This window comes from Ramlibacter sp., from assembly GCF_035548915.1.
GTDB lineage: Bacteria > Pseudomonadota > Gammaproteobacteria > Burkholderiales > Burkholderiaceae_C > Ramlibacter.
Genome location: NZ_DASZSE010000018.1, coordinates 152,820 through 170,602, shown reverse-complemented (window position 1 = coordinate 170,602; position 17,783 = coordinate 152,820). Strand labels below are relative to the sequence as shown.

Sequence of the window (17,783 nt, the reverse complement as noted above, 5' to 3'; positions counted from 1 at the left end):
ATGTTCAAGCACATTCTCCTGGCCACGGACGGCTCCGCCGCTTGCGATCAGGCCGCGCGGATCGCGGTGGCGCTCGCGCGCGAGCACGGCGCGCGCCTCACCGCGATCTACGTGGTGGACCCGTATCCCTATCTCGGCATCGGGCAGGCGAACCCCCTGGGGTTCCAGGCCTACATGCAGGCCGCCCACGTGCACGCGGGCCGCGCGCTCGCCCGCGCCGCGGAACTGTGCGACGACGGGGGTACGCCGATTCCGATGGAGACCCGCATCGTCGAAGAAGCCACGGCCGCCCACGGTATCGCGCAGACCGCGCGCGACGAGCATGCCGACCTGATCGTGGTCGGCTCGCACGGGCACGGCGCCCTGCGCAAGCTGATGCTCGGCAGCGTCACCACGCGCGTGCTTGCCGAAGCGACGGTGCCGGTGCTGGTCGTTCGCTAGAGATAACCGATCGCGGGCACCGGCACGTGCCGCAGGTGCAGCGCCATGCCGAGCGCGGCCTTGTTCGCGCTGTCGCGCCCCAGAATGCGCTCGGCAAGCGGCAGGAAGTACTGTTCCTCGAAATTCGCGTGCAGCAGGCAAGCCGTCACGAGCTCTTCGATGGTGGCGGTATCCACCCGCGCGGCCTTGCCGCGCGCGGCGTCACGCACGTGCCGCTCGAGGCGCCTCCAGACCTTCTCGGCCGCCCGGTGCTCGCGCGTGAGGCGCTCGATCATGCCGGCCACCTGCTCGGCCTCCGCGCCGGCCACGGCATGGCGCAGCACCGCCGGGAAGAGTTCGGCCTCCTCGTCCTGATGATGCCGCCGCATCCCCTCGGCAAAGCCCGCGAGCGAACGCTGCGCGATGTCGCGCGCAAGTTCGGCCTGCAGCAGCAGCGCGGGCAGCTGCCGCAGCTCGCGCAGCAGCGCCGTGAAGCCCGCATGGCAGCGCGAAAAAGCGCCGATCGGCTCGTCGAGTTCGCTCGAGGGGGCGGGTTGCATGCGAGTAAATCTAGGAGGCTCGCTTGCCGGCCGCATTGATCCACATCAACCGCGCAATGCGGCCCGTGCACGAGCATTCGAGGCATCGGGCCCCCCGGGCGCCCGAGCAAAGGAAGCGAAATGTTCAAGCACATCCTCTTCGCCACTGACGGCTCGCCCGCCTCCGAGCACGCCGCGGCGCTCGCGGTCGGCCTCTCGCGCACGCACGGCGCCAGGCTCACCGCGCTTTACGTCGTCGATCCCTATCCGTACCTCGGCGTGGGCGAAGCCAATCCGCTCGGCTTCCAGGCCTACATGTCCGCGGCGATGCAGCACGCGGCGCGCGCGCACGAGCACGTCGCCGAACTGGTGGAAGCCGGCTCGCCCATCGAGCTGCAGACGCGCGTCGCCGAGGATGTCGGCGCCGCCACCGGCATCGTCGCCACGGCCAAGGAGCTCGGTTGCGACCTGATCGTCGTCGGCTCGCACGGGCGCACCGGCATCCGGCGGCTCATGCTGGGCAGCGTCGCCACGCGCGTCGCGTCGGAGTCGGCGGTGCCGGTGCTGGTGGCGCGGTAGGACCGCGCCGCACGGCCGCCCGCCCCCGAAAGGCCTCCGATCTACACCGCCGGGTGGTGCGCCGGCCTGCGGGCGAACGCGAGGAGAGCGGTCCAGAGCTCTTCCGGCTCGATCGGCTTGGCCACGTGCCCGTTCATGCCCGCTTCCACGCACCGCCTGCGGTCCTGCTCCATGGCGTTGGCCGTCATGGCGACGATGGGCAAGTCCTTCAGCGAATCGATCTTGCGAATCTCCTCGGTGGCCGTGACGCCGTCCATCACCGGCATCTGCATGTCCATGAGCACGATGTCGTACGGGCGGCGCTGCACCATCTCGAGCGCGATCCGCCCGTCGGCCGCGTGCTCCACCACGAGACCCGCATCCTGCAGGATTTCGGTGGCCACGATGCGGTTGATGTCGTTGTCCTCCACCAGCAGCACCCGCGCGCCGTGCAGCACGGCCATGCGCGCATCGCCGTCGGTCATCGGCGACTGCGTGGCATAGCGCTCGGCCGGGCGGTCGCCGAGCGCCGCCTCGGTCGCTTCCACGAGCTGCGCCGGGCTGAGCGGCTTCACGAGCACGCGCTCGATGCCCACCTCCTGCGCTTCGCGCCGCACGCCGTCGCCGCCATGCGAGGTCACCATGAGCAGCATCGGCGCCTGGTGCAGGCCGAGCGCGCGAATCTGGCGGGCTGCCTCCAGCCCATCCATTCCGGGCATGCGCCAGTCGACGTACACGATGTCGAAGGGCCGGCCATGCTCGGCCGCTTCGAGCGCGCGGATGATCGCCTGCTCGCCGCCTTCGGCGACTTCGGTGTCGAAGCCGAGCGCGCGCACTTCCGCCGCGAGCACTTCGCGCGCGGTGGCGTTGTCGTCCACGACGAGGGCCCGGCGCTCGGCGAAATGGCGCGGAGGCCGCACGCTGTCCCCGGCCGCCTCCCGCGGCACCTTCAGCCGCGCGGTGAACCAGAAGGTGCTGCCGCGGCCGAACTCGCTGCGCACGCCGACCTCGCCGCCCATCAATTCGGCAAGCCGCTTGGAAATGACGAGCCCGAGGCCCGTGCCGCCGAACTTGCGCGTGGTGGACGTGTCGGCCTGGTGGAAGCTCTGGAAGAGCCGCTCCATCTGTTCTTCGGTGAGTCCGATGCCCGTGTCGCTCACGGCGACGTGCAGCAGCACTTCGTCGCCGACGCGTTCGCGCACCTTCACCGAAACGATGATCTCGCCCTTGTCGGTGAACTTCACCGCGTTGTTGGCGAAGTTGATGAGCACCTGCCCGAGGCGCAGCGAATCGCCCATCATCACCGCCGGCACGTCGGGCGCCACGTCGAACACGAGCTCCAGTCCCTTTGCTTCGGCCTTGTCGGCCACGAGGTTGGAAAGATTCACGAGCACCCGGTCGAGATCGAACTCGCGCTCCTCGATGTCGAGCTTGCCCGCTTCCACCTTGGAGAAGTCCAGGATGTCGTTGATGATGCGCATCAGGTGCTGGCCGGAGGACTCGAGCTTTTCGACGTAGTCGCGCTGGCGCGGCGACAGATCGGTTTTCAGCACGAGGTGCGAAAGCCCGATGATCGCGTTCATCGGCGTGCGGATCTCGTGGCTCATGTTGGCGAGGAAGTCCGACTTCAGCTGCGTCGCCTCCTCGGCGAGTTCCTTGGCGGACTGGATTTCCTGCTCGAAGCGGCGCTGCTCGGTGATGTCGTAGCCGATGCCCATGATGCCGATCAGCTGGCCTTCGCGGTCCCAGAACGGCGCCTTCACGGTCTGCATGAGCCGCACCGTGCCGTTGCGGTAGACCATGCGCTCTTCCTTGCGCACCGTCTCGAGCGAAGCGAGCAGCGCCGCGTCCGCGCGGTCGATCGTGCTGCCGCGTTCCGGGCCGAAGAGCTCGATGGCCGTGTGACCCGCGACTTCGGCGGGTGTCACGCCCGCGATCTGCGCGAACGCGTCGTTGCAGCCGAGATACACACCCTCGATGCTCTTGTAGTAGATCGAATACGGGATGGCGTTGATGAGGGCATCGAGCGTCGCCTGCTGGCGTGCGGCGAGATCGGCGCCGAGCGCCTTCGCCTGCGCTTCCTTCAGGCGCGCGCTGTTGAGCGCATCCTCGGCTTCGCGCACCCGCGCGAGCTCCTCGCCCAGGCGCACCACCAGTCCGCGCAGCATGCGGATCGGCAGGATGCGCAGGGTCGCGAACACGGCGAGCGCGAGCAGCAGCCCGACGAGCGCCACGCCCGCCGTGCTGACGAGCGCGCCGCGCAACGACCTTTGTTGCACCATGCGCGCCATCGGCGTGCCGCCCAGCTCGATCCACTCTTCTGTCTCGAGCGTGGGCGACTCCGCCGGCTCGATGTCGGAAGTGAGCAGCTTGCCCCGCGCGTTGAAGAGCCAGTGGGATTCGCGCCCCGCGCGGTCGCGTTTGGCGAGGCGCTGAAGAAGGCTCGCCGCGTTCGCCTCCCACGTCGCGGGCGACTGGCTGATGAGCAGTTGCAGCAGCTGCGCATCGCCTTTCGCGTCGGCTTGCAGCGCCACGCTTTCGACGTGATGCACGGTGGCGAAATACCCCACCGGCAAGGCGAGCGCGATCGTCACTGCGATGGTGGCCGCCGTGGCGGTGAGCATGCGCTCCATGCGAAGCGGCATGGGCCGATCCCTTCGTGCTCTCGAGAAGCTGTTGTAACGACGATGAGGTTAGCCGCTCGCAAGCTCGACTGCAACAGCAGGGGTGAACGCGACAGCGTCGCGCCGCGCCATGTTGAAGAGCAGCTCGCGCAGGTGCGTGCAGCCCTTCGCGCCGCCCAGCGCCTTCTCCAGGGCTTGCCGCCATCCCGGACCCATGCGCACGCCGACCATCGCCTGCATCGGGTCCTCTGGAATAAAGGGGCGGATTTGCGTGTTGATTGTCTCAGCCCGCGCGGCAGCGGCCCCCCCTGGATTTCGCTATGCTGCGCGGGCCTGGCCCGCGGCCCCGCCTCACCAGGAGAACGACATGGCGCAACGCCTGACCGCCCACGACTTCGATCACGAAGTCATTGTGCTTTTCAACGCCTACGTGCACGGCAACATCGACCGGCGCACATTCCTCGAGCGAGCGCAGAAGTTCGCAAAGGCGGGGATGACGGCCGCGGGGCTGCTCGCGGCGCTCGCTCCCGATTTCGCCGCGGGCGAGCAGGTGAAGCCCGACGATGCGCGAATCAAGGCCGAATGGCTCGACATCCCCTCGCCGCAAGGCAACGGGAAGATTCACGCCTACCTCGTGCGGCCCGCCTCCGCCGCGGCCGGCGCGAAGCTGCCCGCGGTGCTCGTGGTGCACGAGAACCGGGGCCTGAACCCGCACACCCAGGACATCGCGCGTCGGCTCGCGCTCGACGGCTTCATGGCGCTCGCCCCCGATGCGCTCACGCCCGTGGGCGGCTATCCGGGCAACGAGGAGCAGGCCGTGCAGGCCTTCGGCAAGCTCGACCGCGACAAGACCCGGCAGGACTTCCTGGCCGCGGCCCACTGGTTGAAGGCGCGCGGCGACGGCAACGGCAAGGTCGGCGCGGTCGGCTTCTGCTGGGGCGGCGGCACGACGCACTGGCTCGCGACGCAGATGCCCGACCTGAGCGCGGCCGTGCCGTTCTACGGTCCCGCGCCGGCGCCCGAGGATGCGGCGAAGGTGAAGGCCGCCCTTCTCGTTCAGCTCGCGGCGAGCGACGATTACGTGAATCCGACGTGGGCGAGGTACGAGCCCGCGCTGAAGGCCGCGGGTGCGCGCTACGAGGTGTTCCAGTACCCGGGCACCTACCACGGCTTCAACAACGACACCACGCCTCGCTATGACGCCGCGCAGGCGAAAGTCGCGTGGGACCGCACGGTCGCTTTCTTCCGGCACAACCTCGGCTGAGCGGACGTGCTCCAATCGGGGCGATGTGCAACCGCTTCCGCCCCGCCAGCAGCACCTACGTGCGGGACATCTTCGGCTTCACGCTGATCGAGGATCCCGAACCCGCCTATGCCACGACCGGCATCGGGCCACTGCAAAGCGGCCCGTTCGTCACGGCCGAGGGCCTGCGCGTGGGCCAGTGGGGGCTGATCCCGTGGTTCAGCCCGAGCCGGCGGCCGCTCGGGAAGGCTGGCAGGCCGATTTCCACCAACAACTGCCGCATCGAGACCGTCGCGACCGCACCCTCGTTCAAGGGCCCGTGGGCGAAGGGTCAGCGGTGCCTGATCCCGGCCGTCGACTACGACGAGCCGTACTGGGGCACGGGGCGCAACATCTGGTGGCGCTTCGCGCGGCGTGACGGCGCGGCCTGGATGCTCGCGGGCATCTGGAGCGAATGGACCGACCCCGCGACGGGCGAGGTGGTTGCGTCCTTCACGATGCTCACGCAGAACTGCGACGCGCATCCCTTCCTGAACCTGTTCCACAAGCCCGACCCGACGCTGCCGCCCGACGCGCAGGACAAGCGGTCGGTCGTGCCGGTCGAGCGCAAGGACTGGGACGCGTGGCTGCACGGCAGCCTCGAAGAGGCGCTTGCGCTCATCCGGTTGCCGCAGGAGGACTTGTTCAGCCACGGTGCGGCGGACCCCGCGCAACAGGTCGCCCTGCCAGGCGTTGGCGCCGGCGTTGTCGCCGGCGTTGTCGCTCTCCCCACCGTTTCGGACACGCAGACCAGCCGCTGACGCACGGCCCGCGGCCTGCTCAGAACAGCAATCGCGGCAGCACAAGCGAGATCCACGGCACGTACGTCACGATCATCAGGAACGCGAGCAGCACCAGCATCCATGGCAGCGCCGCCTTCGCCACGGCCATGATCGGCATGCGCGTGATGCCGGAGGCGACGAAGAGGTTCAGCCCCACCGGCGGCGTCACCATGCCGATCTCGAGATTCACGACCATGATGATCCCGAGATGCACGGGGTCGATGCCGAGCCGCTCAGCGATCGGAAACAGGATCGGCGCGAGGATCAGCGTGATGCCGGTCGGCTCCATGAACATGCCCGCCACGAGCAGCAGCAGGTTCACGACGAAGAGGAACTGCCAGGCCGGCATGCCGAGCGAGACGATGTATTCGGCGATGGTCTGCGGGATGCGCTCGGTGGTGAGCACGTGCGCGAAGAGCAGCGCGTTCGCCACGATGAACATCAGCATCACCGTCACCTTGCCCGACTCGAGCAGCACGTGCGGCACGTCCTTCATGCCGATGTCGCGGTACACGAAGACGGCGATGAGAAACGCGTACACGGCCGACACGGCCGCGGCCTCCGTGGGTGTGAACACGCCGCCGTAGATGCCGCCGAGGATGATCACGACCAGCAGCAGCCCCCAGAGCGAATCGCGGCCCGACTTCGCGATCTCGCGCCAGGAGGCGCGCGGCTCGCGCGGCAGGTCCAGCGCCCGCGCGCGCCACCAGATCGCCACCATGAGGCAAAGACCGAGCAGGATGCCGGGCAGCACGCCCGCCATGAAGAGCTTGCCCACCGACGTCTCGGTGGCCGCACCGTACACGACCATCACGATGGAAGGCGGGATCAGGATGCCGAGCGTGCCCGCGTTGCAGATGACGCCCACGGCGAAGTTGCGCGGATAGCCCGCGCGCACCATGCCCGCGATCACGATGGAGCCCACGGCCACCACCGTCGCGGGTGACGACCCCGATACGGCCGCGAACAGCATGCACGCCATCACCGAAGCCATCGCGAGGCCGCCGCGCAAGTGGCCGATGCACGCGTTGGCGAAGCGGATCATGCGGCGCGCCACGCCGCCCGTGGTCATGAACGAGCCGCCGAGGATGAAGAACGGAATCGCGAGAAGCGTGTACGCCTCCGACGTTTCGTAGAGCTTGAGCGCGAGCGAGGCGAGCGAATCCTGCGCGAAGGCGAGGATGGTGATGAGCGACGAGAGGCCGAGCGCCACCGCCACGGGCAGGCCGAGCGCCATGAAGGCCAGGAGCATCGCGAAAAGGGCGGCGATGCTCATCGCTTCATTCGGGAATCGCCGAAAGCGGGTCCTGCCGCAGCTTGAGCGCGTCCTGCGCCTCGTCGGCCAGGAGCGATGTGGCGCGCCCCGTGGCCAGGCGCCACAGCGCCTGCGCGAAGCGCAGCGCAAGCAGCAGGAAGCCCGCCGGCAGGATGACCCGCGGAATCCACTGCGCGATCGGGATGTCCTCCATCAGGATGCCCACGTCGTACATCTTCGCAACGTACTGGAAGGCGCCCCACGTGACGATGAGCGCATAGCCGATGCAAAGAAGCGCCGCCACGCAGCCGACCACGCGCGCGGCGCGCGGCCCGAGCAGCTTCACCCCCGCATCGACGCCGATGTGCGCGCCGACGCGCACGCCGTAGGACATGCCCACGAAGATGAGCCACGCGAAGAGCACCCCGGTGAGTTCGAGCGCCCACACGAAGCTGTAGTTGAAGACGTAGCGTGCCACCACCTGCACGAAGGTGATGAGCGTCATCGCCGCCATCAGCAGGATGATCAGGATTTCCTCGAGCCAGGCGAGCCAGCGCATGTGAGAAGGGCCCGGTTCGCGGGCCCTCGCGGGTGAGGTCAGCGATTGGATTTGAGGGCGGCGTCGATCAGGTCGCGGCCGATGTCGCCTTCGAACTTCTTCCAGACCGGCTCCATCGATTTCTTCCAGGCCGCGAGGTCGTCCTTGCCGAGCACCTGGATCTTCGCCTTGCCGGCATCGGCGATCTTCTTGCGGTCGCCCTCGTTGAAGTCGTTGGCGAGCTTGTTGCCGAAGGCGGTGGCCTCGGTCATCGCCTCGGCGAGCGCCTTGCGCACGTCCGCGGGCAGGCCGTCCCACCACTTCGAGTTGGTGACGACCATGTAGTCGATGATCCCGTGGTTGGTCTCCGCGATGGTCTTTTGCACCTCGAAGAACTTCTGCGAATAGATGTTGGACCAGGTGTTCTCCTGGCCGTCGACCACGCCCGTCTGCAGCGCCTGGTACACCTCCGAGAACGCCATCTTCTGCGGATTCGCGCCGAGCGCGCGGAACTGCGCTTCGAGCACGTCGGACGGCTGGATGCGGAACTTGAGGCCCTTCACGTCCTCGGGGCGCTTCAGCGTGTCCTTGTTCGTGGAAAGCTGCTTCATGCCGTTGTGCCAGTAGCCGAGGCCCAGCAGGCCGCGCGACGTCATGGTCTTCATCAGCTCCTGGCCCTTCGGTCCGGCCTGGAAGCGGTCGACGGCGGCGACGTCGTCGAAGAGGAACGGCAGGTCGAACACCTGCAGCTTCTTCGTATAGCGGTCGAACTTCGAGAGCGACGGCGCGATGAAGTGCACGTCGCCCAGCAGCAGCGCTTCGAGCTCCTTCGCGTCGCCGAAGAGCTGCGAATTGGGAAACACCTGCACCTGCACCTTGCCCGCGAGGCTTTTTTCGGCGAGTTCCTTGAACTTGAGCGAGGCCTGGCCCTTGGGCGTCTTTTCCGCGACGACGTGACTCAGCTTGATCACCATGGGCGACTGCGCGCGCGACACGAAAGGAAGCGCGATCGCGCCGGCGGCCAGCACCGAGCGGCGGCGCAATCCAGAAGTAAGCATCATTGTTGTCTCCTTCGACTTAGGCAAGGCCCGACATCGGCCTTGGCAGGCCGCGCGCCATTCTAGGGACCGGATGCATGCGCACAAAGATGGGAGTTACCCGTGCGGCCTTGCGGGCGGCGCCTGCACGAGCCGCCCCGCCTCGATCGTGATCCTGCGCTCGCAACGCGCGGCGATCGCGGCGTCGTGCGTCACCATGACGAGCGTGGTGCCCTGCTCCCGGTTCAGGTCGAACATCAGCGCCATCACCGTCTCGCCCGTGGCGAAGTCGAGGCTGCCGGTCGGCTCGTCCGCGAGCAGCACGGCCGGTCGCACGACGAAGGCGCGAGCGAGCGCCACGCGCTGCTGCTCGCCGCCCGAGAGCGTGCGCGGGTAGTGGCCGAAGCGCTCGGCCAGGCCCACGCGCGCGAGCATGTCGCCCGCGGCCCGGCGAGCGTCGCGGCGGCCCGCGAGTTCGAGCGGAAGCATCACGTTTTCGAGCGCGCTCAGATTGCCCATGAGCTGAAAGCTCTGGAAGACGAAGCCGAGCTGGCGCGCGCGCCACGCCGCGCGGGCGTCCTCGTCCATCGCGAAGAGGTCCTCGCCCGCGAGCTTCACCGTGCCGCGCGTGGGCGTGTCGAGCCCCGCGACGATGGCAAGGAGCGTGCTCTTGCCCGAGCCGGATGCGCCCAGGATCGCGACGGTTTCCCGCGGCGCCAGCGAGAAATCGATATCGCGCAAAATGTCGAGGGTTCCGGTCGAATCGGTGACCGACTTGGAGACGTGCTCCACGGAGATGATGGGTTCAGGCATGTGGCTTGCGCGAATGTCGCGCCGCGACTTTAGCGCGGCAGGATTAGCTGCGGCTTATCGGGCTTATCGGGCTTATGCGGCTTATACGGCTTATACGGCTTATGCAGCCTGCGCAGCCTGCGCGGTGTATTCCGGGCGGCTGCACGCCGGTGCCGCCGCCCCGGTGATCCTCGTCGTGGGCGATTCGCTGAGCGCCGAATACGGCTTGAGGCGCGGCAGCGGCTGGGTGGCGCTGCTCGCCGGGCGCCTCGCGCGCGAGAAGATTCCGGCGAACGTGGTCAACGCGAGCATCAGCGGCGACACGACCTCCGGCGGCCGCTCGCGCCTGCCCGCGCTCCTGAAGCAGCATTCGCCCGCGGTCGTGGTGATCGAGCTCGGCGGCAACGACGCGCTGCGCGGTCTGCCGCTCGGGATGACCGAAGACAATCTCCTGCACATGATCGACGATGCGCGCAAGGCCGGCGCGCGCGTGCTGCTCGTGGGCATGCAGGTGCCGCCCAACTACGGGCCGGACTACGCGCGGCGCTTCGCCGCCGTCTTCGAGCGCGTGGCGCGCGAACGCAAGACGGCGCTCGTGCCCTTCCTGCTCGCGGGCGTGGCCGATGCGCCCGACGCCGAGCGGCTCTTCCAGCCCGATCGCATCCACCCGGACGCGGCGGCGCACCCCCGCATGCTGGACAACGTCTGGCCCGAGCTCAGGAAGCTCGTGAAGAAGTGAGCGTGCATGCGGTGAGCGCGGCCGAGGCGATCGAGCGTCTCGGCGAATTCGACACCGTGGTCGACGCGCGCAGCGAAGCCGAGTTCGAGGAGGACCGGCTGCCGCAAGCCGTGAACTGGCCCTCGCTCGACAACGAAGAGCGGCGCAGGGTCGGGACGATCTACAAGCAGGTGAGCCCGTTCGAGGCGCGCAAGCTCGGCGCCGCACTGGTCGCGAAGAACATCGCGCGGCACATCGAACGCGAAGTGGTCCACAAGCCCAAGGGCTGGCAGCCGCTTGTCTACTGCTGGCGCGGCGGCCAGAGAAGCGGTGCGCTCGCGCTCGTGCTCGGGCAGATCGGGTTTCGCGTGTCGGTGGTCGAAGGCGGCTACAAGGCGTTTCGCGCCGCGGTGCTCTCGGCGCTCACCCCGCTTGCCGCGCGGCTGCAATACCGCGTCATCTGCGGGCCCACGGGCGCGGGCAAGACGCGCCTGCTGCATGCGCTCGCCGATGCCGGTGCGCAGGTGCTCGATCTGGAGGCGCTCGCCGTGCACCGCGCGTCCGTCCTCGGCCTGATCCCCGGCAAGGCGCAGCCCACGCAAAAGCGCTTCGACACGCTCGTGTGGGAGGCGCTGCGCGCATTCGATGCCGCGCGGCCCGTCTTCGTGGAAAGCGAAAGCCGCAAGGTGGGCAATGTCGCCGTGCCGCAGGCTCTGATGGATGCGATGCGGGCGAGCCCGTGCGTGCGGCTCGCGCTGCCGATGGACGAACGCGTCCGGCTCCTGATGGAGGACTACGAGTTCTTCACGCGGGACACCGCGCTCCTGTGCGACCGGCTCGGCGCGCTCGCGCAGCTGCGCGGCAAGGCCCAGGTCGCGGCCTGGCAGGAGCAGGTGCGCGCGGGCGAGATCGAGGCGGTGGTGCGCGAACTGCTTCTGAAACACTACGACCCCGGGTATGCGGGCTCGATACGGCGCAACTTCGAGCAGTATGCGGCCGCTCGGGTGGTGGACTTGCCGGACCGGTCCCCGGATGCGATGGCTCGCGCGGCGAGGGACCTCGCGACCGCCGCGCAGTGTCAGTCGAGCACGTCGAACGCCTGATCCAGATCCGCCTCGAGATCCTCCACCGCCTCCAGGCCGATCGACAACCTCACGAGCACGCCCTCGTACACTGTCTCCCCGCGCATCGCACGCAAGTCGTAAGGCACCGCCAGACTCACCGGCCCGCCCCACGAATACCCCAGCTTGAAGAGCCTGAGCGCATCGCAGAAGCGATCGACCTCATCCACCGCATACCGCCTGTCCAGCAGGATCGAGAACAGCCCCGCCGCCGCGCCATCGTCGCCGCACGTGGAGCGCCAATGCTCATGCCCGGGTGAGCCTTCGAAGGCCGGATGCAACAGCCGCGCCACCTCGCTGCGATCGACGAGCCACTCGGCCAGTTCGCGCGCCGCCCGGTCTTGCGCCGCATAGCGCACGTGCAGGCTCGAGAGCGAGCGCAGCACGGCCTCCGCGTCGTTCGCGCCGACTCCCCAGCCCACGCGCATGTGCGTGAGCTTCAGGCGCTCGTGCAATTCCTCGCTGCGCGTGACGACGCTGCCCATCAGCACGTCGCCTCCGCCGCTCGGGTATTTGGTCAACGCCTGCATCACGATGTCGGCGCCGGCGTCGAAACCGTTGAAGGCGATGCCCGCGCCCCACGTGTTGTCGAGCGCGGAGGTGACGCCGCGCTCCCGGCAGACACCCGCGAGTTCGGCCACCGGCGGAAACTCCATCGTGACCGACCCCGGCGCTTCGAGCCACACGAGCTTCGTCTTGCCCGTGATGCGCGCGGCGAGGTCGCCCGGGTCCATCGGGTCGTAGAGCGCGAAACCGATGCCCCAGTTCTTCAGCTCGCCGTCGGCCATCGTCTTGCTCGGGCCGTAGACGTTGTTCGGCAGCAGCACCTCGTCGCCCGCGTGCAGCATCGCCATGTTGGTGTGGGCGATCGCGGCCAGGCCGCTCGGCACGAGCACGCACTGCGCGCCGCCTTCGAGCTCGGCGATGCGCTCCTCGAGGATGAAGGTCGTTGGCGTTCCGTGCAGGCCGTACGTGTAGCCCGACTTGCTGCGCCAGTCGCGCGAGCGCAGCGCGGCCACGTTCGGGAAGATCACGGTGGACGCCTTGAACACGCCCGGCTGCGGCGCGCTGAATCCTGCGGGCGGCGTGTAGTCGCTGTGGATGAGCTCGGTGGGCTTGCGCTTCATCCGCCGGATGGTAGCGCGCCCTCAATAGGGTGGCACGAGGCGGCGAAATCCGTGCGCGAGCACGACCAGCATGAACAGCAGGTTGCGCACGGGAACCGCCGGCACGAAATACGCGGGGGATGGCCCGCCCGCGGCGAGCGCGGCGCCCAGCCGCTCGATCCATCCGACGCTGCGCGGCCACTCCACGATGGCGCGCAGCCATTCGGCGGGAATGCCTTCCTTGCCGACCGCAGCCCCCGCGATGCCGCCGAAGATCGCGCCGGCCGTATCGGTATCGCCGCCCGCGCGCACGATTTCCGCGAGGCCCGATTCGAAATCGCGCGGATGGCGCAACCACACCTGCAGCACGCACGGCACGGTGTGGAGCATGTAGCCCGAGATGCCGCCGCGCGAGCCGATCGCCGATGCGAAGTCCGCCACGGCCTCGCCGCGCGCGGCGGATTGCGCGGCTCGATGCGCGAGCGCGAGAAATTCCGCGGCGGCTTCCCGCGCGAGCGCCTCTTCGAGCATCGTGAGATAGGCTTGCGCGCTCGTGAACGAATCCGCGTGATGCGCCGCGAGCGCCACGGCGAGCGCGCCGTGATACGCCTTGGGATCGGTGTGCGTGATGCGTGTGGATCGGCGAACGAACGCCTTCAGCCGTTCGAGGTCGTGGCCCCAGGCAACGCCGATCACGGCGCTGCGCATCGCGGGGCCGTTGCCGGCGGAGAAGACGCCGCTTCTGTGCGGCGGGAATCCGAGGCACGACTTGACGATCGCGCGCAGCGTCGCAAGCCCGATGCCCGCCGGCAGTCCCGCGAACCACCAGCGCAGGGACGCCGCGAGGTGGCGGCCGAACGCTTCGACGTCGTCGCCGGCGAGAAGCAGCGCGCGCGCCGTGAAGCACGCGTGCTCGGTGTCGTCGGATACCATGCCCCTGCCGGGCAGCAGGTGGTGAGAGGGCGGGCCCGGGAAAATGCGCGCGGCGCGGCGGGCGCTCAGGCCCTCGTAGGGCAAGCCGAGCGAGTCGCCCACGGCCGTGCCGAGGAGGCACCCGATGGTCGCGCGCGCATCCATGGTCGCGCCATTCTAGGACGAGGAGTCGCCATGCCCAACGGACACGGATTCTCTTTTCCCTACGGCTTTTCGTTCGTGGTGTTCCCCGTGCTGGCCGTGGCCATCGCGGCGGGGCGCGGCGCGTGGTGGAGCATCCTGCTCACCGTCGTCGCGGGCGCGCTGACCGCCGCCTTCACGTGGGAAGGCGTGAGCCGAAACGAGTTCGAGAACATCCGCAGGAACGATCCGACGCTCAACCGGATCACCTGGGTCTTCAACTGGCTCTTCTTCTTCGCCTTTCCGGGCCTGCTCACGACGCTCTGGGGGGTGGCCGCGAATTTCGGGAAGCACTGAGCCTTCAGACGCGCCACTTCTGCAGAAGCTGCTCGGGCCGCATCGCGTCGTAGCCCTCGAACGGCTGGTGGATCCACGGGTTCGTGGGCAGGTATTCGACCGAATAGTCCGGCGTGAACTTCGACAGGCCCTTGGTCCAGATCACAGCGCTGCGCAGTTCGGTGATCTTCGGGTACCTCGTCCTCAGCAACTCCAGCACCTGGTGCAGCGTATGGCCCGAATCGGCGAGGTCGTCCACGAGCAGCACGCGCCCCGCGATCTCGCCCCGGGGCGTGGTGATGTAGTGCGCGATGTCGAGGTGGCCCTGCACCGTGCCGGCTTCGGCGCGGTAGGAACTCGTGGACATGATCGCGAGCGGCTTGTCGAAGATGCGCGAAAGGATGTCGCCCGGGCGCATGCCGCCGCGCGCGAGGCACAGGATGGTGTCGAATTCCCAGCCGGACTGGTGCACCTTGATCGCGAGCTTTTCGATCAGGTTGTGGTATTCGTCGTAGCTCACGTAGAGGTGCTTGCCGTCCTCGGTCAACATCTTCCGCTCTCCTCAAGCCAGATAGGGATGGCGCTTCATGATCGTATGGTCGCGATCCGGACTGGTCGAGATGATATCGATCGGCACGCCCGTCACCTGCTCGATGCGCTGCAGGTACAAACGCGCATTGACGGGCAGCCTGTCGTAGTCCGTGATGCCCACGGTCGATTCGCTCCAGCCTTCGAGCGTCTCGTACACCGGCTCGCAGCGCGAGATCTCGTCCGCCCCGAGCGGCAGGATGTCGGTGTGTTCGGCATCGAGCATGTAGCCCGTGCACAGCTTGAGCTCCTTCAGGCCGTCGAGCACGTCGAGCTTGGTGATGCACAGGCCCGACAGGCCGTTCACCTGCGCGCTTCGCTTCAGCAGCGCGGCGTCGAACCAGCCGCAGCGCCTCGACCGGCCGGTGGTCACGCCCTTTTCCGCGCCGACGGTGGAAAGATGATGCCCCACGGTGCCGGGCGTCTGCCAGTCGAGCTCGGTTGGAAACGGCCCGCCGCCCACGCGCGTGCAGTAGGCCTTGGTGATGCCGAGGATGTAGTGCAGCATGCCCGGGCCGATGCCCGCGCCCGCGGCCGCGTTGCCCGCCACGCAGTTGCTGGAGGTGACGTACGGGTAGGTGCCGTGATCCACATCGAGCAGCGTTCCCTGCGCGCCTTCGAAGAGCAGGTTGTCGCCGTGCAGGTGCGCTTCGTTCAGCTCGCGCGAGACGTCGGCCATCATGGGGCGCAGCAGCTCGGCATGGCGCATCGACTCGTCGAGCACCTGCTGGAAGTCGAGTGCCTGCGCGTTCAGGTATTTCACGAGCACGAAGTTGTGCAGGTCGAGCAGGACGCGCAGTTTCGCCGCGAAGCGGTCGGGGTGCTTCAGGTCCTGCACGCGCAGCGCGCGCCGCGCGATCTTGTCTTCGTACGCGGGCCCGATGCCGCGGCCGGTGGTGCCGATCTTTTCCGTGCCGCCCTCTTCGCGCTTCGTCTCGCGCGCGAGGTCGAGCGCCGCGTGGAACGGCAGGATGAGCGGGCACGCTTCGCTGATGCGAAGGCGCGAGCGCACTTCGACGCCCGCTTTCTCGAGGCCTTCGATCTCCTCGAGCAGCTTGGCCGCCGACAGCACCACGCCGTTGCCGATATAGCACTTCACGCCCGGGCGCATGATGCCGCTCGGGATCAGGTGCAGCGCGGTCTTCACGCCGTTGATGACGAGCGTATGCCCCGCGTTGTGGCCGCCCTGGAAGCGCACCACGCCCTGGGCCATCTCGGTGAGCCAGTCCACGAGCTTGCCCTTGCCTTCGTCGCCCCACTGGGTGCCGACCACGACCACGTTGCGGCCCTTCGGATTCGTCATGACTAGCGCTCTCGGGGAAATGAAAAATGATTCGGAATGGTCAGATCGCGCGCACGACCCACCGGCCGGCATCGAGCGCGAGCTCGCGGTCGCAGTGGAATTCGTCCACTTCGCTTTCGTGGCCGGGCAGCACGCACACGACCGTTTCGCCTTCGCCGCGCAGGCGCGCGACGGTTTCGCGCAGCGCCGCGGCATTGGACGACGCCGCATGCGCCGCATTGGACGAAGCCGCATGCGCGGCTGCGCCCGCGGCCGCGTGGCCGGCATCGAGCCACGGCGCGCGGATCGCGGCCTTGAGCGCGGGCTTGGCGGCCACGGTCACGAGTTCCTTCACGTCCAGGCTGAAGCCCACGGCGGGACGGTTGCGGCCGAAGACGGCCCCGACCTCGTCGTAGCGGCCGCCGCGCACGAGCGAATCGCTCGCCCCCGGCGTGTAGATGCCGAAGCGCATGCCGCTGTAGTACGAGTAGCCGCGCAGGTCCGCGAGGTCGAACGTGACCTGCGCATCCTCCACGTGGCTCGCGAGCCACTCGAGCTGCGCGAGCGCGTCGCGCACGGCCGCGACGTCGGGCAGCGCCTTGCGCGCCTGCGCGAGGACCTCGCGCCCGCCGTAGAGCCCCACGAGCGCGGCGAGGCCCTCGCGCGAAGCGGCGGGAAAGCCGCGGCTGAGCGAGGAAAGCTCGCTCGCGTCCTTCGCCGCGAGCGCGGCGTGCACCCGGGCAAGCAGCGCGGCGTCCGCCGCCACGCCCGCGAGCAGCGCCCGCACGATGCGCGCATCGGCCATGTCCACCGTGATCGGCCCGACGCGCGACGCCTTCAGGCAATCGAGCGCGAGCAGCAGCGCTTCGAGGTCCGCCTCGAGCCCCGCGTGGCCGTAGATTTCCGCGCCGAACTGCAGGGGCTCGCGGGTCGCATGCGGCCGGTCGGGGCGCGTGTGCAGCACCGGCCCGCAGTAGCACAGGCGCGTCACGCCCTGGCGATTGAGAAGGTGCGCATCGATCCGGGCGACCTGCGGCGTGGTGTCGGCCCGCAGGCCCATCATCCGGCCGGAGAGCTGGTCGACGAGCTTGAATGTCTGCAGGCCCAATGCCTCGCCGGTGCCGGTGAGGAGCGACTCCAGGTGCTCCAGCAGCGGCGGCATGACGAGCTCGCAGCCGTACCCCCGTGCGGTGTCGAGCAGTTCGCGGCGCAGTTCCTCGATGTGCCGAGCCTCGGAGGGCAGAACATCGGCGATGTGATCCGGCAGGACCCAGGCGGACATGACAGAAGCGGGCGCTGTTAAAACCGTGATTCTACCGGGGGCGGTGGTTGCGGCCGGCCGGGGGGCGGTGAGGCGCGTCGCTGCGCTATAATTGAGAGCTCACCGGAAAGTACCCCGGATATCCCGGAGCGGCTCCCGAATCCGACACGAGGTCCTCATGCAAGAAGGCAAACACCCCCAGTACCGCGAAGTGCTCTTCGTGGATGTCTCCAACGGCTTCAAGTTCGTCACGCGCTCGTGCGTGCAGACGCGCGAGACCGGCAAGACCGACGACGGCCGCGAGTTGCCGCTTTTCAAGCTCGACGTTTCGAGCGAGTCGCATCCCTTCTACACGGGCACGCAGAAATCCGTGGACAACATGGGCGGCCGCGTGGAAAAGTTCCGCAACCGCTTCGCGAAGAAGAAGTAATCCACCGACCCGGTCGCATCGAAAGGGCTGCCCTCCGTGGCAGCCCTTTTGTTTTGCGCGG

The 17,783-nt window shown here is 68.4% G+C and carries 20 protein-coding genes; 8 read left to right on the top strand and 12 right to left on the bottom strand.

Going from position 1 to position 17,783, the window contains the following annotated elements:
* Positions 1 to 441, top strand: coding sequence for a universal stress protein (locus tag VHA82_RS04920; protein WP_325540830.1), 441 nt, complete (start codon positions 1 to 3; stop codon positions 439 to 441).
* Here the strand turns inward: VHA82_RS04920 and VHA82_RS04915 are convergent.
* Positions 438 to 980, bottom strand: a complete 543-nt coding sequence (locus VHA82_RS04915; RefSeq protein ID WP_325540828.1) for a hemerythrin domain-containing protein — start codon at positions 978 to 980, stop codon at positions 438 to 440. The genes VHA82_RS04920 and VHA82_RS04915 overlap by 4 nt on opposite strands.
* Before the next feature lie 120 nt (positions 981 to 1,100).
* Here VHA82_RS04915 and VHA82_RS04910 point away from each other — a divergent pair, with 120 nt between their 5' ends.
* The gene (locus VHA82_RS04910) at positions 1,101 to 1,538 is read left to right on the top strand and encodes a universal stress protein (RefSeq protein ID WP_325540826.1); all 438 of its coding nucleotides are present in this window, start codon (positions 1,101 to 1,103) and stop codon (positions 1,536 to 1,538) included.
* A 41-nt stretch (positions 1,539 to 1,579) separates the two neighbouring features.
* Here the strand turns inward: VHA82_RS04910 and VHA82_RS04905 are convergent, their stop codons facing one another.
* Together VHA82_RS04905 and VHA82_RS04900 are read right to left on the bottom strand one after the other, a co-directional pair.
* Positions 1,580 to 4,162 (bottom strand): hybrid sensor histidine kinase/response regulator, encoded by a 2,583-nt coding sequence (locus tag VHA82_RS04905; protein WP_325540824.1) that lies wholly within the window; start codon positions 4,160 to 4,162, stop codon positions 1,580 to 1,582.
* Positions 4,163 to 4,210: 48 nt separating this feature from the next.
* Positions 4,211 to 4,381, bottom strand: coding sequence for a DUF2889 domain-containing protein (locus VHA82_RS04900; RefSeq protein ID WP_414708625.1), 171 nt, complete (start codon positions 4,379 to 4,381; stop codon positions 4,211 to 4,213).
* A 127-nt stretch (positions 4,382 to 4,508) separates the two neighbouring features.
* Between VHA82_RS04900 and VHA82_RS04895 the strand changes: the two genes are divergently transcribed.
* Together VHA82_RS04895 and VHA82_RS04890 are read left to right on the top strand one after the other, a co-directional pair.
* Positions 4,509 to 5,405: a dienelactone hydrolase family protein gene (locus VHA82_RS04895; protein WP_325540823.1), complete on the top strand. Its 897-nt coding sequence runs from the start codon at positions 4,509 to 4,511 to the stop codon at positions 5,403 to 5,405.
* 23 nt (positions 5,406 to 5,428) lie between these two features.
* On the top strand, positions 5,429 to 6,184 hold the full coding sequence (locus VHA82_RS04890; RefSeq protein WP_325540821.1) for an SOS response-associated peptidase: 756 nt from the start codon (positions 5,429 to 5,431) through the stop codon (positions 6,182 to 6,184).
* Between the two features lie 19 nt (positions 6,185 to 6,203).
* On the opposite strand, the gene VHA82_RS04885 is transcribed toward VHA82_RS04890, so the two are convergent.
* From VHA82_RS04885 to VHA82_RS04870, 4 genes are all read right to left on the bottom strand, one after another.
* Positions 6,204 to 7,481, bottom strand: coding sequence for a TRAP transporter large permease subunit (locus VHA82_RS04885; RefSeq protein WP_325540819.1), 1,278 nt, complete (start codon positions 7,479 to 7,481; stop codon positions 6,204 to 6,206).
* Positions 7,482 to 7,485: 4 nt separating this feature from the next.
* Positions 7,486 to 8,019, bottom strand: coding sequence for a TRAP transporter small permease (locus VHA82_RS04880; protein WP_325540818.1), 534 nt, complete (start codon positions 8,017 to 8,019; stop codon positions 7,486 to 7,488).
* 38 nt (positions 8,020 to 8,057) lie between these two features.
* On the bottom strand, positions 8,058 to 9,059 hold the full coding sequence (locus tag VHA82_RS04875) for a TRAP transporter substrate-binding protein (protein ID WP_325540817.1): 1,002 nt from the start codon (positions 9,057 to 9,059) through the stop codon (positions 8,058 to 8,060).
* 93 nt (positions 9,060 to 9,152) lie between these two features.
* Positions 9,153 to 9,848 (bottom strand): ABC transporter ATP-binding protein, encoded by a 696-nt coding sequence (locus VHA82_RS04870; protein ID WP_325540815.1) that lies wholly within the window; start codon positions 9,846 to 9,848, stop codon positions 9,153 to 9,155.
* A gap of 13 nt (positions 9,849 to 9,861) precedes the next feature.
* Here VHA82_RS04870 and VHA82_RS04865 point away from each other — a divergent pair, with 13 nt between their 5' ends.
* Both VHA82_RS04865 and mnmH read left to right on the top strand, forming a co-directional pair.
* Positions 9,862 to 10,566, top strand: coding sequence for an arylesterase (locus tag VHA82_RS04865; protein WP_325540813.1), 705 nt, complete (start codon positions 9,862 to 9,864; stop codon positions 10,564 to 10,566).
* On the top strand, positions 10,563 to 11,648 hold the full coding sequence (mnmH, locus tag VHA82_RS04860) for a tRNA 2-selenouridine(34) synthase MnmH (protein WP_325540811.1): 1,086 nt from the start codon (positions 10,563 to 10,565) through the stop codon (positions 11,646 to 11,648). The genes VHA82_RS04865 and mnmH overlap by 4 nt, the downstream gene beginning before the upstream one ends.
* Here mnmH and VHA82_RS04855 read toward each other — a convergent pair.
* Both VHA82_RS04855 and VHA82_RS04850 read right to left on the bottom strand, forming a co-directional pair.
* On the bottom strand, positions 11,624 to 12,793 hold the full coding sequence (locus VHA82_RS04855; RefSeq protein WP_325540809.1) for a PLP-dependent transferase: 1,170 nt from the start codon (positions 12,791 to 12,793) through the stop codon (positions 11,624 to 11,626). The two genes, mnmH and VHA82_RS04855, sit on opposite strands and share 25 nt — an antisense overlap.
* Positions 12,794 to 12,814: 21 nt before the next feature.
* Positions 12,815 to 13,849, bottom strand: a complete 1,035-nt coding sequence (locus VHA82_RS04850) for an ADP-ribosylglycohydrolase family protein (RefSeq protein WP_325540807.1) — start codon at positions 13,847 to 13,849, stop codon at positions 12,815 to 12,817.
* 30 nt (positions 13,850 to 13,879) lie between these two features.
* On the opposite strand from VHA82_RS04850, the gene VHA82_RS04845 reads away from it, so the two are divergent.
* Positions 13,880 to 14,182, top strand: coding sequence for a hypothetical protein (locus VHA82_RS04845; RefSeq protein WP_325540805.1), 303 nt, complete (start codon positions 13,880 to 13,882; stop codon positions 14,180 to 14,182).
* A gap of 4 nt (positions 14,183 to 14,186) precedes the next feature.
* Here the strand turns inward: VHA82_RS04845 and VHA82_RS04840 are convergent, their stop codons facing one another.
* From VHA82_RS04840 to VHA82_RS04830, 3 genes are read right to left on the bottom strand one after another with little or no spacing between them, the layout of a single operon-like run.
* Entirely contained in the window at positions 14,187 to 14,711 is a 525-nt protein-coding gene (locus VHA82_RS04840) for a phosphoribosyltransferase (RefSeq protein WP_325540803.1), read from the bottom strand.
* A 12-nt stretch (positions 14,712 to 14,723) separates the two neighbouring features.
* On the bottom strand, positions 14,724 to 16,052 hold the full coding sequence (locus tag VHA82_RS04835) for an adenylosuccinate synthase (RefSeq protein WP_325540802.1): 1,329 nt from the start codon (positions 16,050 to 16,052) through the stop codon (positions 14,724 to 14,726).
* A 40-nt stretch (positions 16,053 to 16,092) separates the two neighbouring features.
* The gene (locus VHA82_RS04830; RefSeq protein WP_325540800.1) at positions 16,093 to 17,313 is read right to left on the bottom strand and encodes an ATP phosphoribosyltransferase regulatory subunit; all 1,221 of its coding nucleotides are present in this window, start codon (positions 17,311 to 17,313) and stop codon (positions 16,093 to 16,095) included.
* Between the two features lie 157 nt (positions 17,314 to 17,470).
* On the opposite strand from VHA82_RS04830, the gene VHA82_RS04825 reads away from it, so the two are divergent.
* Positions 17,471 to 17,722: a type B 50S ribosomal protein L31 gene (locus VHA82_RS04825; protein WP_325540798.1), complete on the top strand. Its 252-nt coding sequence runs from the start codon at positions 17,471 to 17,473 to the stop codon at positions 17,720 to 17,722.
* Positions 17,723 to 17,783: the final 61 nt, after the last annotated feature.

Coding starts and splice junctions, on each gene's coding strand:
- VHA82_RS04920 (WP_325540830.1), top strand. CDS start 1: ATGTTCAAGCACATTCTCCTGGCCACGGACGGCTCCGCCGCTTGCGAT.
- VHA82_RS04915 (WP_325540828.1), bottom strand. CDS start 980: ATGCAACCCGCCCCCTCGAGCGAACTCGACGAGCCGATCGGCGCTTTT.
- VHA82_RS04910 (WP_325540826.1), top strand. CDS start 1,101: ATGTTCAAGCACATCCTCTTCGCCACTGACGGCTCGCCCGCCTCCGAG.
- VHA82_RS04905 (WP_325540824.1), bottom strand. CDS start 4,162: ATGCCGCTTCGCATGGAGCGCATGCTCACCGCCACGGCGGCCACCATC.
- VHA82_RS04900 (WP_414708625.1), bottom strand. CDS start 4,381: ATGCAGGCGATGGTCGGCGTGCGCATGGGTCCGGGATGGCGGCAAGCC.
- VHA82_RS04895 (WP_325540823.1), top strand. CDS start 4,509: ATGGCGCAACGCCTGACCGCCCACGACTTCGATCACGAAGTCATTGTG.
- VHA82_RS04890 (WP_325540821.1), top strand. CDS start 5,429: ATGTGCAACCGCTTCCGCCCCGCCAGCAGCACCTACGTGCGGGACATC.
- VHA82_RS04885 (WP_325540819.1), bottom strand. CDS start 7,481: ATGAGCATCGCCGCCCTTTTCGCGATGCTCCTGGCCTTCATGGCGCTC.
- VHA82_RS04880 (WP_325540818.1), bottom strand. CDS start 8,019: ATGCGCTGGCTCGCCTGGCTCGAGGAAATCCTGATCATCCTGCTGATG.
- VHA82_RS04875 (WP_325540817.1), bottom strand. CDS start 9,059: ATGATGCTTACTTCTGGATTGCGCCGCCGCTCGGTGCTGGCCGCCGGC.
- VHA82_RS04870 (WP_325540815.1), bottom strand. CDS start 9,848: ATGCCTGAACCCATCATCTCCGTGGAGCACGTCTCCAAGTCGGTCACC.
- VHA82_RS04865 (WP_325540813.1), top strand. CDS start 9,862: ATGTCGCGCCGCGACTTTAGCGCGGCAGGATTAGCTGCGGCTTATCGG.
- VHA82_RS04855 (WP_325540809.1), bottom strand. CDS start 12,793: ATGAAGCGCAAGCCCACCGAGCTCATCCACAGCGACTACACGCCGCCC.
- VHA82_RS04850 (WP_325540807.1), bottom strand. CDS start 13,849: ATGGATGCGCGCGCGACCATCGGGTGCCTCCTCGGCACGGCCGTGGGC.
- VHA82_RS04845 (WP_325540805.1), top strand. CDS start 13,880: ATGCCCAACGGACACGGATTCTCTTTTCCCTACGGCTTTTCGTTCGTG.
- VHA82_RS04840 (WP_325540803.1), bottom strand. CDS start 14,711: ATGTTGACCGAGGACGGCAAGCACCTCTACGTGAGCTACGACGAATAC.
- VHA82_RS04835 (WP_325540802.1), bottom strand. CDS start 16,052: ATGACGAATCCGAAGGGCCGCAACGTGGTCGTGGTCGGCACCCAGTGG.
- VHA82_RS04830 (WP_325540800.1), bottom strand. CDS start 17,313: ATGTCCGCCTGGGTCCTGCCGGATCACATCGCCGATGTTCTGCCCTCC.
- VHA82_RS04825 (WP_325540798.1), top strand. CDS start 17,471: ATGCAAGAAGGCAAACACCCCCAGTACCGCGAAGTGCTCTTCGTGGAT.